General features: G+C 67.3%; 12 protein-coding genes. 7 read left to right on the top strand and 5 right to left on the bottom strand.

Features of this window, described 5'->3' with window-relative positions; translation table 11 throughout:
• The first annotated feature begins 210 nt into the window (after positions 1-210).
• Positions 211-1,386, top strand: coding sequence for a GGDEF domain-containing protein (locus NGK62_RS28315; RefSeq protein ID WP_251881459.1), 1,176 nt, complete (start codon positions 211-213; stop codon positions 1,384-1,386).
• A gap of 16 nt (positions 1,387-1,402) precedes the next feature.
• Here NGK62_RS28315 and NGK62_RS28310 read toward each other — a convergent pair whose 3' ends face one another.
• Positions 1,403-1,807, bottom strand: a complete 405-nt coding sequence (locus NGK62_RS28310; protein ID WP_251881457.1) for a hypothetical protein — start codon at positions 1,805-1,807, stop codon at positions 1,403-1,405.
• A 170-nt stretch (positions 1,808-1,977) separates the two neighbouring features.
• On the opposite strand from NGK62_RS28310, the gene NGK62_RS28305 reads away from it, so the two are divergent.
• The 3 genes from NGK62_RS28305 (at position 1,978) to NGK62_RS28295 (ending at position 5,342) form a co-directional block, all read left to right on the top strand.
• Positions 1,978-2,538 carry a hypothetical protein gene (locus NGK62_RS28305; RefSeq protein ID WP_251881455.1) on the top strand — a complete coding sequence of 187 codons (561 nt, stop codon included), beginning with the start codon at positions 1,978-1,980 and terminating at the stop codon, positions 2,536-2,538.
• Between the two features lie 111 nt (positions 2,539-2,649).
• Positions 2,650-4,563 carry a B12-binding domain-containing radical SAM protein gene (locus NGK62_RS28300; protein ID WP_187523946.1) on the top strand — a complete coding sequence of 638 codons (1,914 nt, stop codon included), beginning with the start codon at positions 2,650-2,652 and terminating at the stop codon, positions 4,561-4,563.
• A gap of 35 nt (positions 4,564-4,598) precedes the next feature.
• A complete protein-coding gene (locus tag NGK62_RS28295; protein ID WP_353506931.1) occupies positions 4,599-5,342 on the top strand; it encodes an NAD(P)-dependent oxidoreductase in 744 nt (247 codons plus the stop codon).
• Between the two features lie 23 nt (positions 5,343-5,365).
• Here NGK62_RS28295 and NGK62_RS28290 read toward each other — a convergent pair whose 3' ends face one another.
• Positions 5,366-7,069, bottom strand: coding sequence for an NAD(P)H dependent flavin oxidoreductase family protein (locus NGK62_RS28290; RefSeq protein ID WP_286012541.1), 1,704 nt, complete (start codon positions 7,067-7,069; stop codon positions 5,366-5,368).
• A gap of 90 nt (positions 7,070-7,159) precedes the next feature.
• On the opposite strand from NGK62_RS28290, the gene pdxR reads away from it, so the two are divergent.
• Both pdxR and NGK62_RS28275 read left to right on the top strand, forming a co-directional pair.
• The gene (gene pdxR, locus NGK62_RS28280; protein WP_251881451.1) at positions 7,160-9,175 is read left to right on the top strand and encodes a MocR-like pyridoxine biosynthesis transcription factor PdxR; all 2,016 of its coding nucleotides are present in this window, start codon (positions 7,160-7,162) and stop codon (positions 9,173-9,175) included.
• Positions 9,172-9,588 (top strand): VOC family protein, encoded by a 417-nt coding sequence (locus tag NGK62_RS28275; RefSeq protein ID WP_251881446.1) that lies wholly within the window; start codon positions 9,172-9,174, stop codon positions 9,586-9,588. The genes pdxR and NGK62_RS28275 overlap by 4 nt, the downstream gene beginning before the upstream one ends.
• Before the next feature lie 28 nt (positions 9,589-9,616).
• Here NGK62_RS28275 and NGK62_RS28270 read toward each other — a convergent pair whose 3' ends face one another.
• Both NGK62_RS28270 and NGK62_RS28265 read right to left on the bottom strand, forming a co-directional pair.
• Entirely contained in the window at positions 9,617-10,048 is a 432-nt protein-coding gene (locus NGK62_RS28270; RefSeq protein WP_059373312.1) for a VOC family protein, read from the bottom strand.
• Positions 10,049-10,159: 111 nt separating this feature from the next.
• Positions 10,160-10,498: a hypothetical protein gene (locus NGK62_RS28265; protein WP_059373310.1), complete on the bottom strand. Its 339-nt coding sequence runs from the start codon at positions 10,496-10,498 to the stop codon at positions 10,160-10,162.
• A gap of 162 nt (positions 10,499-10,660) precedes the next feature.
• On the opposite strand from NGK62_RS28265, the gene NGK62_RS28260 reads away from it, so the two are divergent.
• Complete coding sequence (locus NGK62_RS28260) at positions 10,661-11,806, top strand: alpha-hydroxy acid oxidase (RefSeq protein ID WP_059373308.1); 1,146 nt, start codon at positions 10,661-10,663, stop codon at positions 11,804-11,806.
• Between the two features lie 57 nt (positions 11,807-11,863).
• On the opposite strand, the gene NGK62_RS28255 is transcribed toward NGK62_RS28260, so the two are convergent.
• Positions 11,864-12,896: autotransporter family protein (locus tag NGK62_RS28255; protein WP_251881444.1), on the bottom strand; the 1,033-nt coding region annotated here is incomplete at its 5' end.

The raw sequence follows: 12,896 nt of genomic DNA, 5'->3' as shown, positions 1-12,896 counted from the left end.
GCAATCGGCACCGCCCCGGATTGTAGATGAGTGGCAAATTTGCCACTTGCACGGATTCTTTCGTTTCCCGAGATGACTGCGAGGTCCGGTGTTGCATGATGCGCAACACGGCTTGTGACAGTAGTTACGCTATGTTTCCATGAGGCATTTCCCACGTAGAATTCTTGCTGGCCGCGGCGATTGCTGCGGCGCGATACCCACGCGTTCAAGATGTACGTCGATCTCCTCACCCTTTACTTCATCATCATCGGAACGCTGCTCGCCAGTGCAGGCCTGACGTTCTGGGAGCATCGGACCCATCCCAGCCGCAGCGGATCATTGCGCATCCTGGCGGCGGGTTTCGCCACGCTGGCCGTGGGCTGCACTGTCGCGCTGTTTCGCGCGAGGCTTCCCAGCCCGCTGGGCTCGGCCGTCGCCAATCTCATCGTCCTCAGCGGCTATCTCCTCCTCATGAACGGCGCGGCCTCGTTGAGCGGCAGGCGCCACCGCGGCGCTTCCATTGGCCTGCTGGTCGTCATGGCGCTGATCTGGCTGGCGGCCGGCACCCAGCGGGAGGACCTGGTCTGGAAGTACATCAGTGCATTCCCGATCGCGTTGGTCAGCGGCGTGACCGCTTGGGAACTGCTGCGCTGCCAGTCGCTCAGGTCGTTGACGCCGCTGCGCATCGCAACGGCGGCGGTAACCATCCACGCACTGGTCTACGCCGCGCGCGCCTTCATCCTGCCGTGGTGGGTGGCGGAGCACGGGCCGGCCATACACCTGACCGCCAGCACCCTCACCATGTACGAAGGCGTGCTGTATTCGATCGTGCTGCCGATGACGCTGCTCAAACTGATCCGCGAGGAGACCCATGGCCAGCTGCTGCGAGAGTCGCAGACGGACTATCTGACCCGCCTGGGCAATCGCCGCTGGTTCTTCGAACAGGGCGCACGCATCATCGAGGGCGGGGCAGGGCGCGGACCGGTTGCGGTGCTGGCCTTCGATCTGGACCAGTTCAAGGCCATCAACGACAGGTACGGCCACCAGACGGGCGATCAGGTGTTGAAATTCTTCGCGGATAGCGCGCGTTGCGTGTTGGGCGACGATGTGTTGCTTGCCCGCATCGGCGGCGAAGAGTTCGCCGCGCTGCTGTCCGGCCCCGACGCGCGCCGCGCCACGGTGCTGGGCGCGGCCGTGGCGCAACGCTTCGCCGTGACGGTGTCCGGGCGGGACGACAGCCTGGGCATACCGGCCACCGTCAGCGTCGGGCTGGCGCAGTTCGAGGACAAGGTTCCGCCTTTGGCCGACGCGCTGGCCGCGGCCGACCGGGCGTTGTATCAGGCCAAGGCGCTGGGCGGCAACCGGGTGGAACTGGCGGGTGCCGCCGCAAGCGCGGTGAACTGCTGACCGCAGCCGGCGCGGATCAGGTCCGGCGCCGCGACCTGGGCCTGGGCGCCACCCCCATCCGCGGATCCCGCGCCAGCGCAAGCCGCGCCATCAGCGCTGCGGTCGTCTCGAAGTCCTCGTCGGTCTGGGGCAGGTACAGCCATTTCCCCAGCACCGGATGCACGCGCAGGGCTGGGAACTCCGCCAACAGCGCCTCATGGCGCTCCTGCGAGGTGCAGACCAGCAGGCCGCTCCAGGGATCCTCGCGATCGGCCGCGACCAGATACAGCAGGCCGTCCAGATACGCCGCATCGCAGCCGAACATCTTGCGGCGCAGGTAGCCGGCATCGCGCTCCAGCGGTTCCAGGATCCAGAGCAGCGAATTGAGGCGGACGGTCCGTTGTTTCGGGGGCGGGGCGAATGGGTCTGATCGGTTGCGCATGAGGTGACTGCTGGCGGGACGGGTTGCGGCGGGAACCCAAGAATAATGGTAATAATGGTGCCGGATTAAAGTTTCGACTGCGAGGGGATAGCGTGCATTGCTCTAGATGCGGAGCCGCCCACAAGGGCAAGAACAGCGTATGCGACGAATGCGCAAGAGTGCTGGGCAACATGCCCAGCAAGAACATCTTCGCATCGGACACCGGCAGTTTTTCGACGGACCAGACGCCGCCGGCGGTGACGGGTCCGCAGCCGGCCATGAATCCGCAGCCCGCCGCCAGTCCGCCAGCTGCCGCGGCCTCTCGCGGCAGCTGGGCTGAAGCATTCCAGCGCTACCACATTGTGCCCCTGCGGCTGCGTGGCAAGCCCGTCAAGACGGTCTGGCTGTTGGCTGCCGGCGCGGCAGGCTTGGCGATCACCGCCCTGGGCGTCTACGCCTGGGGGATGTCGACGTGGTGGTTCATCCTGATTTTCCTGAGCCTCATCAGCCTGGACACGGGGCGTGACCTGAATCGCATGCGCTACTCGCGGTTTTTAATGATGTGCAGCCTGGAGGCCAATCGCGCCGGCGAGGTTTTCTACACGGAGATTGGCGGCCAGTGCCCGGTGTGCGATGGGGAATTGAAGCTCAGGGAGATCGGTCCGAAGCGCTATAAGGAGACGATGGCGGTGTGCTGCGTGAATGGCAGCCACCGCTGGCGATTCGATCCCCGCGTGCTCGGCGATCTTTGAGTTCTGTGTCCGGCGCAACCCGTCGGGCATAGTCCGGCCGGCGGGGCCGGTCCCGCCGCGCTGCCTATAATGGCCCCGATCCCCGCTTCGACGGCAATCTTGCCGTGTTTCATGTCCTCTTTGCCTCTACGCGTGCTGTCGGTCATTCCGCCGATGACGCAGCTCAATACTCCGTATCCGTCCACCGCCTACCTGACCGGCTTTCTGCGGTCGCGCGACGTGACCTCGTTCCAGGAAGACCTGGCGCTGGCCCTGGTGCTGCGCCTGCTGTCGGCCGACGGCCTGCGCGCCGTGGCGGAACGCGTCGCCGCCTTGCCGGCGAACAAGCACAGTCCCGCGGTCCAGTCCTTCGTGGCGCAGCAGGCGCGCTACCTGGCGACCATCGGGCCGGTGATCGCCTTCCTGCAGGGCCGCGATTCGACGCTGGCGCACCGCATCGTCGGCCGCCATTTCCTGCCCGAGGGGCCGCGCTTCAGCTCGCTGGACGCGTATCTGGACGAAGACGGCGGCGATCCGCTGGGCTGGGCCTTCGGCGCCCTGGGCCTGCATGACCGCGCCAAGCACCTGGCGACGCTGTATCTGAACGACCTGGCCGACGTGCTGCGGGACGCGGTGGATCCGCGCTTCGAGTTCGTGCGCTATGCCGAGTCGCTGGCGGGCAGCCAGCCCACGTTCGACCCGCTGGCCCAGGCGCTGGCGGCGCCGCCCACGCTGGTGGACGACATGCTGCGCAGCCTGACCGCGGAAGCGCTGGCCCGCCACACGCCCACCGTGGTGCTGCTTTCCGTACCGTTTCCGGGCGCGGTCTATGCCGCTTTCCGCATCGCCCAGACCATCAAGGCGCACGATCCCGGCATCGTCACCGTGTTGGGCGGCGGCTTCGTCAACACCGAACTGCGCGAACTGAAGGACCCGCGGGTCTTCGATTACTTCGACTACGTGACCCTGGACGCGGGCGAGCGCCCCTTGCTGTCGCTCCTGGAACACCTGCAGGGCAAACGCTCGCGCCAGCGTCTGGTGCGCACCTTCCTGCGCGACGCGGACAGCGGCGCGGTGCGCTATGTGAACATGGTCGAACCCGATATCGCCTTTGCCGAAGTGGGTACGCCCACCTGGGACGGGCTGCCGCTGGACCGCTACCTGTCGCTGCTGGACATGCTGAATCCCATGAACCGGCTGTGGAGCGACGGGCGCTGGAACAAGCTGACCGTGGCGCATGGCTGTTATTGGAAGAAATGCAGTTTCTGCGACGTCAGCCTGGACTACATCGGCCGCTACGAAGGCGCATCCGCCGCGGTGCTGGCCGACCGCATCGAGGCCATCGTGCGCGAAACCGGGCAGACCGGCTTCCATTTCGTCGACGAGGCCGCGCCGCCCAAGTCGCTCAAGGCGCTGGCGACCGAGCTGATTGCGCGCAATACCGATATTTCATGGTGGGGCAACATCCGCTTCGAAAAGACCTTCAGCCCCGAACTCTGCGAACTGCTGGCCGACAGCGGCTGTATCGCAGTATCGGGCGGCCTGGAGGTCGCCTCGGACCGCCTGCTGAACCTGATGAAGAAGGGGGTCTCGGTGGATCAGGTGGCGCGGGTCACGCGCGCCTTCACCGACGCCGGCATCCTGGTGCATGCCTACCTGATGTACGGCTTTCCCACGCAGACCGTGCAAGATACCGTGGATGCGCTGGAGTACGTGCGGCAACTGTTCGACAATGGCTGCATCCAGAGCGGCTTTTTCCACCGATTCGCCTGTACAGTGCATTCGCCCGTGGGGCAGAACCCCGAGGAATACGGCGTTACCCTCAAGCCCTTGCCGCCGATCACCTTCGCCAAGAACGACGTCGGCTTCCATGACCCTACCGGCGTGGATCACGACGCGCTGGGCCGCGCGCTGAAGAAGGCCATCTACAACTACATGCATGGCATCGGGCTGGACGAGGACGTGCGTAGCTGGTTCCCGTTCCATGTGCCGAAGACCACAGTATCGAAGCACCGGATCGGCCGGGCATTGAGCCAGCGCGGTTAGGGCGGCGCGCCACCCCTATAATCCGCAGCACGGAAATGACCGTCGGAGCGGCGATGGCAGTGCTGGTGGTCGGAGCAAGCGGAGCAACGGGGCGGCTGCTCGTGAGGCAGCTGCTCGATCGCGGGCAGCAAGTCCGGGCCATCTTGCGGTCTCCCGGCGCGCTTGCGGACCTCGCCGGCGATGCCAGGCTGTCGCTCATACAGGCCAGCGTCCTGGACCTTGGCGACGCCGAGATGGCCCGGTGCGCCAGCGGCTGCACAGCAGTGCTGTCTTGCCTGGGCCACAACATGACCCTGAAGGGCATGTACGGCGCGCCTCGCAGGTTGGTGGCGGATGCGGCCCGACGCTTGTGTACGGCGATCCGGGCGAACCGGCCGGACGCGCCGGTCAGATTCGTGCTCATGAACACGGCGGGCAACAGCAACCGCGATCTGACGGAGCCTGTTTCGTTCGGCCAGAAATGCGTGGTCGGGTTCGTGCGTCTGCTAGTGCCGCCACACGCCGACAACGAACAGGCTTCGGATTATCTGCGCACGCAAGTGGGCCAGGCCGACGGCATGGTCGAGTGGGCCGTGGTCCGGCCCGATAGCCTGCGCGATGGCGCCGCAGCCACCGGCTATGAGGTGCATCCTTCGCCCACCCGCAGCGCCATCTTCAACGCAGGGGCGACAAGCCGCATCCATGTGGCGCACTTCATGGCCGAGCTGGCCACCGACGCGGCCACATGGAACCGGTGGAAGGGGCGGATGCCGGTGATCTACGACCAGGGCATGGCCTAGCCGGACTGGATCGGGACGCCGCCCTAGCGCAGCAGCACATCTTCGTAGAACGCGCCGATCGGCCGCTGCGCATCGCGCACCTGGATCTCCAGCACCCAGATGCCGTCGGCGGGCACGAAGTCCGCCTGCGCCAGCAAATGTTTGCCGTACAGCGCATGCGGGAAATCCGACACCCGGTGTCCGGGAATCTCGCGCACCAGTTCGCAGCCATGCTCGCGTGCATATTCCGAGGCGCGGTCGTATAGCGCGGCTCCCGTCAGGCCTTCCAGCCATGCCAGGCGTGCGCGCCGGAAGACCTCGCGAGCGGCCTCGGCGCAGCGCAGGCGGTCCGCATCCGCGCCCAGCACGAAGGTGTCGCCGTAGTCGCCCTCGTGGCCGTCCCACACCGGGCCGATGTCCAGTACGAAGATGTCGTGCGCCTGCAGCTTGCGGTCGTAGTCGGTGCGCTGGACGGGCGGCGATTGCGTGTCCGGGCCGAAGCGCACATAGGTCGGGTGCCAGTTGTTGGATGCTCCCATTTGACGCAGGTGCTCGTCCGCCGTGGCGATGGCCTCGCGCGTGGTCATGCCGGGGCGCATCAGCGCGGCGATTTCCGCCACCGCCTGCATGGATCGCCGGCGCGCGTCCAGGATGCCTGCCAGCGTATAGCGCGGACTGAGGCGTTCCCAGGGGTGCGCCTCGCGCTGCGGCGCGACGCTGGCCGCGTCCCCGGCTGCGGGGTGGAAGGCTTCGGAACGGTAGCGGTCGGCGGGCAGGCCGGCCGCCAGCAGGCGGTCGCGGGCAGCCTGCACCATTGCGGGATTGCCGCAGGCGTAGACCAGGCTGCGGGACCAGTCATGGTCCGCGGCGATGGCGGCGTCCTGCACGTGGCGGCGGGGCCGGCCATCTGCGCTGTCGGCCTGGGACAGCACCGCATGCCACTGGAACCCCTCGCCCTTGCCCTGCAAGGCATCCAGCATCTGCCGGGCGTAGCAATCGTCCGGCGTGCGTCCGCCCCAGTACAAAGTCACCGTCTTCAGCGCGCGGCTTTGCAACGCTGCCATAAGGATGGGAGCCACGCCCGCATAGCCCGTGCCGGTGGCCAGCAGCACCAGGTGATCGATGCCGGCAGGCATCTCTGCGGGCCACGTGCAGCCGCCTTGCGCGCCGTCCAGGGTCAGCATGTCGCCGGGCTGGAGACCGGGAAGAATGCCATCGGTGAAGGCGCCGCCGGGCATGCGGCGGATGTGGAACTCCAGCCGGGCAGGCCCCGCCGCGCCGGGCGCATTCGCTATCGAAAAGTTGCGGCGGGCGCCGCCGTCCAGGATCAGCCGGGCATGCTGGCCGGGCAAGTAACCGTAGTCGTCCCCGTCCTGCAACTCGACGATGAGCTGGGTGACGTCCGGCGCCAGCGGCAGGCGCGACGCCACGCGGGCGCGGCGCGGCGGGCTGGGTTCTTCGGGGGCGCGCCAATGCGGGAAGCGCAGCGTCAGGTCACTGGCGGCGCGGCACTGGCACATCAGCAATTCGTCGCTGGCGGTCTGGTAGCTGCCGTCCGCGGGCGGGGCGATACGCTCATAGCTGCCCGCCACGACCACGGCGCGGCACGAGCCGCAGGCCCCGCGCTGACAGGAGAAGGGCACGGGTATCCCCTGGGCCAGCGCTGCCTCCAGGATCGAGGTCGTGCCGTCCGTGACGAAGGGGCCGGTCTCCAGGGTGATGGTGTGGCAGGGCGCAGTGACGGTCATGGCGGGTTCCAGGAAATTTGCCCCGCTAGGGGCTCAGGCAGTCAATCTACCGATAGAATGGCTACATGGAATAGAGCCATTTCTGCCAATATGAACAAGCCACTTTCCGTAGCGCAGCCAGGCGCGAAACGCCAGGAAGCCAGCCTGGATCTGCCGATGGACGCCGCGCGGCCCGGGGAATCCAAGCAGGCCTGGGTCTACCGCGAGATCCGAGAACGCATACTGAAGGGCGCGCTGCCGTCCGGTGCGCGCCTGCCGTCCACGCGCAGCCTGGCCGGGCGCTGGCACATTGCGCGCTCCACGGTCGAGGCTGCCTACGATCAATTGCGCAGCGAAGGCTATACCGCGGGCACGGTCGGTTCGGGCACTCATGTGGCGGCGGTGATTCCGGACAACTTTTTCCGGGCGGGGTTGCCGGGCCAGGGCGCCGCAACGTCCCAGACCCCGGGGCCGCGCCCGGCAACGCAAGCAGGCGGGCCAACGGTCGGCGCACCCGGGGCCGGCCCGCACATGGCCGCGATCTTCGCGCCGACGCAGCCCAACTCCCAGTTCTATTCCCGCAGCGCCGACGCCGCGCTCTTTCCCATGGAACGCTGGCGCAAGGGGCTGATGACCAGCGCGCGGCGCGTCACGCCGGCCCAGCTTGCCAACGATGAACCACAAGGCTGGCGCCCCTTGCGCGAGCAGATCGCCCGCTACCTGGGCGCGGCCCGCGGCATCAGCTGCGATCCGGACCAGGTCATCGTCCTGGGCGGCATCCGCGACGGCCTGGACCTCTGCGGCCATCTCCTGCTGCAGCCGCAGGACAAGGTGCTGATCGAGGATCCGGGCTACCTGAACGCCGAACCCATCTTCGGCCAGTACACGCGGCACATCGTTCCCTTGGCCATCGACGCCGAAGGTTTTCCGGTGGCGCAGGCGCGGCGCCAGCGCGGCGTGAAGCTGGTGCACGTCACGCCCGCGCACCAGGCGCCCACTGGCGCCACCATGCCCGTGTCCCGCCGTCTGGAGCTGCTGGACTGGGCCGCGCAGGCCGGCTGCTGGATCGTCGAGGACGACTACGACAGCGAATTCAGCTACGACGGCGCGCCGCTGGCGGCCCTGAAAAGCCTGGACACGGCCGACCGCGTCATCCATTGCGGCAGTTTCAACAAGACCCTGTTCAACGCGCTGCGCATCGGCTATGCGGTGGTTCCCAAGGAATTGGCGGCCGCTTTCGTGCAGGCGCGCCGCCGCGCGGGGCGCTCGCCCAGCATCATCGAGCAAATGACGCTGGCGGCGTTCCTGCAGGACGGCAGTTTCGCGCGCCACGTGCGCAAGGCGCGCGGCGTGTACGCGCGACGGCGCGACGTCGTGCTGCGCGCCTTGCGCCAGGCCGTCGGCAACGATGCGTTACGCGTCGGTGGCGAGCACGCGGGCTTTCACCTGCTGTGGTGGCTGCCTCCGGGCTGGGATGTGGCGCAGACCGTGGCGGCGGCGCGGGCCGCGGGCGTGGGCATGCAGCCGGTGGCGGACTTCTGCCGCAAGGTGGATCTGGCGCCGGGCGTGGTGGTGGGCTATAGCACGGTGCAGGAAGACGCCCTGCTGAAGCTGGGAACGCTGCTGGCGCAAACCGCGCCAGGCGCGGGCGCGCAGCAGGATCCGGGCTTGCTGCGCCGCCTGCTGCGCGTCAAGGACCGCATGGACGCGGCCTCGCACGAGGCCTGGCCGGTGGAGCGCCTGGCCGAGGTCAGCGGCATCTCCAAGGCCCATTTTGCGCATTCCTTCAAGCGCGCCTTCGGCCTGCCGCCGCACCGCTATCTGCTGACGCGGCGTATCGAGCAAAGCGTGGCCATGCTGCGGGACACGGAGCGGAGCGTCACGGAAATCGCCTACGCCACCGGCTGGGAAAGCCTGGGCACCTATAGCCGCATCTTCCGCGACATTACCGGTCTCAGCCCCAGCGCCATGCGGGCGCAGGCGCGGGAGGGAACGCCGCCGTTGGACCGCATGCCCGGTTGCGTTGCGAAGGCCGCGCAACGCCCCGATCTCAACATCGCTGTTTTGGAGAAGCGTCGCCGCGAGGCCGACGGTAAATTGCCGCCATCAACCAAGGAGGTCTCATGAACTCAGGCATCAATGTGGCGGGCATATACGTGGATGATCAGGACGCGGCGCTGGCGTTCTACGTGGACAAGCTCGGATTCCGTGTCCACACGGACGTGCGCAACGGACCGTACCGGTGGCTGACGGTCCAGCATCCGGAGCAGCCCTCGTTCCAGCTCGGCCTGTTCGCGCCCGGCCCGCCCATCCACGACGAGGCCACGGCGCAGACCTTGCGCGCCATGGTGGCGAAGGGGGCCATGCCGCCCCTGGTCCTGCATGTGGCCGACTGCCGCGCAGACTATGCCCGGTTGCAGGCCCTGGGCGTCGAGTTCACGCAGGAACCCATCGAACGCTACGGCAGCGTGGACGCGGGCTTCCGCGATCCGGCGGGCAATGGCTGGAAGATGATCCAGGCGCCGCGGGGCGCGACATGACCGCCGGCCTCGGGCGCTGGCGGCGCGTTCAGTAAGTGATCCGCACCGAAGCCGCACTGCGCTGTGCCCCCGCGCGGGTGACGGCTTCGATGTTGTTGCCGTCCGGGTCCAGCACAAACGCGGCGTAGTAGCCGGGATGGTAGGCGGCGCGCTCGCCCGGTTGGCCGTTATCCCGGCCGCCGTGCGCCATCGCCGCCTTGTAGAAGGCATCCACCATGGCCTGGTCTTCCGCCTGGAAGGCCAGGTGGATGCGGCCGGTGAGTTCGCCCTGCACCTCGGCGCTGCCGCGCGACGAAATGAACAGCTCGTCCGTCCAGAAGTCTGCGCCGTCGGAGCCGCCGATGGGAATCTTCAACGCATCGAAGACCGCCGTGTAGAACGCCTTGCTGGCGGGCAGGTCGCGCACGACCAGCCCGATGTGATCGATCAAGCGGCCCTTGTGTCGTTCTTTTTGCGCCATGAATCGCTCCTGGCTTTGGCAGTGGGAGAAGAATCAGCGATGTGAGACTACGCTTGGCGGCGCCATGTTTCAAGGCGCCGCACAGCCATTCGGGCGCGTGGCGATGCCCGCTCAGTCCTGGCCGGCCATGGCCCGCATGGGCTGGCAGGTCAGTTCCTTTTCTTCCTCTCCGAAATCCGCCATGTCCTTGCGCGCCTTGGTGTAGGCGCGCAGATACTCCGCATCGAATGCCAGCGACGACACGCCGGACTCGCGCGTTGCCGACTGCTGCCGCTTCTTCAGGATCTCCAGCAGTTCAGGGGTGAGCACCTTGCAATACTCCATGATGGCGTGGATCTGGGCCAGGGAGGTGGCCCGCTCCAGGTTCTGTTGCGCCAAGGCGGTTGCCGCGGGCAGCGACAGCACGGCGGCGGCGATCCAGGCGGCCGGTTTTAGCAGGGGATGGGGCATTGCGGGCCAAGTCCGTTCAAGAAGCAAGAGCCCGCATTTAACACGATCTTTGGTGGCGCCCGCTTCGACGCGCCGGGAAATGCGGCCGTCGGTCTACAATTCGTCCCGCTCCATCCGGGGGCTCAGGCTGTCTGTACGTGTAGTGTCGATAAAGGTCCACCCATGCGTCTGAACCAGTGCCAGAACTTCCACGACTTTCGCCGCATGGCCCGCCAGCGGCTGCCAGGCCCCATCTTCAATTACATCGACGGCGCCGCCGACGATGAAACCACCTACCGCCGCAACACCGCGGCCTTCGAATCCTGCGACCTGCTGCCCGACGTGCTGCGCGGCGTGGCGGAGGTGGACATGTCGGTGACGGTCATGGGCCAGAAGCTGGCGCTGCCGGTCTATTGCTCGCCCACCGCCTTGCAGCGCCTGTTCCATCATGACGGCGAACGCGCCGTGGCCGCCGCCGCGGGCAAGTTCGGCACCATGTTCGGCGTGTCCTCGCTGGGCACCGTCAGCCTGGAAGAAGCCCGCAAGATCAGCGGCGGCCCCCAGGTCTACCAGTTCTACTTCCACAAGGATCGCGGCCTGAACCGCGAGATGATGGCCCGCGCCAAAGAGGCCGGCGTGCAGGTCATGATGCTGACCGTGGACAGCATCACAGGCGGCAACCGCGAGCGCGACAAGCGCACCGGCTTCGCCATTCCGTTCAGGCTCAACCTGGCCGGCATCGCGCAGTTCGCCATCAAGCCCGCCTGGGCGCTCAACTACCTCACCCACGAACGCTTCCGGCTGCCGCAGCTGGACACCCACGTCGACATGGGCGGCGGCGCCATGTCCATCAGCCGCTACTTCACCGACATGCTGGACCCGGCCATGACCTGGGACGACGTCGCCGCGATGGTGCAGGAATGGGGCGGGCAATTCTGCCTGAAGGGCGTGATGTCGGTGGAAGACGCCAGGCGCGCGGCCGACATCGGCTGCACCGGCATCGTGCTGTCCAACCACGGCGGCCGCCAATTGGACGGATCGCGCAGCGCCTTCGACCAGCTCGCGGAAATCGTCGACGCGGTCGGTGACCGCATCGACGTGATGATGGACGGCGGCGTGCAGCGCGGCACCCACGTGCTCAAGGCCCTGGCGCTGGGCGCCAAGGCAGTGGGCCTGGGCCGCTACTATTTATTCCCGCTGGCGGCCGCGGGCCGGCCGGGCGTGGAGCGCGCGCTGGAACTGATGCGGGTCGAGATCGAGCGGGCCATGAAGCTGATGGGCTGCAGGACCGTCGCCGAACTGCAGCGGCGGCACCTGCGGTTCCGCTGATCGGGCATCGCGGTTCGCGGATCGGGCAGGATAGGCCGCGATCCGCGGGCTTGCGCTTCAGAACGCGATCTTCACGCCGAGCTTGCCGTTGAAGTTCTGGCCATCGCCTCTCAGGCTGATCTCCGAGCCCACGCTGCCGTACATGGAGACATTGCGTTTGACGCCCACGTCCGCGCCCAGGTTCAGTTGCACCGATGCGCCCTTCATGTCGGCCCGGAACGGTACATAGCCGTTCTGTGATGAGAACTCGGTGGTCGGATTGGTCAGGAATTCGTTGACGAGGCTGGCGCGCAGCCAGGTCGTCGCGACCCGCTTGCCGTCTGGCCCGGGATCCAGTTCCACCGTGCGCGCCAGGCGCACTCCCAGGCGGCCCCTAAGGCTGTCTACGTCGTTGAAGCGGATCTTGGCGGCGCCGTCGTTGGCATCGTTGAGGTTGACATTCTGGAACACCAGTTGCGCCTGCGGCTCGATCACCCATTCGTCGTTCAGGCGGAACGGATAGCCGCCTTCCAGCGAGGTCGCGAAGCCGAAGCCGCGCGTGTCCAGGTTGTAGCCCGCGGGCGAGCGGCCGTTGTCCACGTCGTAGCGCGTGCCTTGGATCACCGCGTCGACATACCAGCCTTCCTTGCCGATATGCGTCCAGTAGCCGCCCAGCGTCACGCCGTTCATGGCCGCCTGGCCGGCCGAGCGGCCATCCAGGTGGTCGACGTCGGCTGTGGCGCGGCCGAAGGCGACATAAGCGCCGGCATGGTCCATGCTGCCGTTGGCGTTGGCGCGGCGATAAAGGTCCACGCCGGATTGCAGGCCATAGATCTTGTAGTCGTAGTCCGGGCCTCGGGATCCCAGGATGCCCGAGTTGCTGCCGTTGCGCTCGCCTGTCACGCCGATGACGCGGCCCCATGCCAGGGAATTGCTGCCGGTCGGTGTGGAGGGCAGGGCGTAGCGCGCCTCGCCGATGCGTTCATGCAGCGAGTCGAGGAAGGTCGAACCGTAGCGCAAGGCCAGCTCCGGCGTCGCCACGGCCGTGGTGACTTCGGGCCGGTAGTTGGGCGGTGCGGGCGGCACGGGCGTGGCGACGCCGGAGCTGGCC

This window comes from Achromobacter sp. Marseille-Q4954 (assembly GCF_943737025.1).
GTDB lineage: Bacteria > Pseudomonadota > Gammaproteobacteria > Burkholderiales > Burkholderiaceae_B > Achromobacter > Achromobacter bronchisepticus_A.
Note: the sequence above shows the minus strand (reverse complement) of the source record. Positions and strands in the feature narration are given on the sequence as shown.

Excerpts from the sequence above, each read along its gene's own strand:
- NGK62_RS28315 (WP_251881459.1), top strand. The coding sequence starts at position 211 with ATGTACGTCGATCTCCTCACCCTTTACTTCATCATCATCGGAACGCTG.
- NGK62_RS28310 (WP_251881457.1), bottom strand. The coding sequence starts at position 1,807 with ATGCGCAACCGATCAGACCCATTCGCCCCGCCCCCGAAACAACGGACC.
- NGK62_RS28305 (WP_251881455.1), top strand. The coding sequence starts at position 1,978 with ATGCCCAGCAAGAACATCTTCGCATCGGACACCGGCAGTTTTTCGACG.
- NGK62_RS28300 (WP_187523946.1), top strand. The coding sequence starts at position 2,650 with ATGTCCTCTTTGCCTCTACGCGTGCTGTCGGTCATTCCGCCGATGACG.
- NGK62_RS28295 (WP_353506931.1), top strand. The coding sequence starts at position 4,599 with ATGACCGTCGGAGCGGCGATGGCAGTGCTGGTGGTCGGAGCAAGCGGA.
- NGK62_RS28290 (WP_286012541.1), bottom strand. The coding sequence starts at position 7,069 with ATGACCGTCACTGCGCCCTGCCACACCATCACCCTGGAGACCGGCCCC.
- pdxR (WP_251881451.1), top strand. The coding sequence starts at position 7,160 with ATGAACAAGCCACTTTCCGTAGCGCAGCCAGGCGCGAAACGCCAGGAA.
- NGK62_RS28275 (WP_251881446.1), top strand. The coding sequence starts at position 9,172 with ATGAACTCAGGCATCAATGTGGCGGGCATATACGTGGATGATCAGGAC.
- NGK62_RS28270 (WP_059373312.1), bottom strand. The coding sequence starts at position 10,048 with ATGGCGCAAAAAGAACGACACAAGGGCCGCTTGATCGATCACATCGGG.
- NGK62_RS28265 (WP_059373310.1), bottom strand. The coding sequence starts at position 10,498 with ATGCCCCATCCCCTGCTAAAACCGGCCGCCTGGATCGCCGCCGCCGTG.
- NGK62_RS28260 (WP_059373308.1), top strand. The coding sequence starts at position 10,661 with ATGCGTCTGAACCAGTGCCAGAACTTCCACGACTTTCGCCGCATGGCC.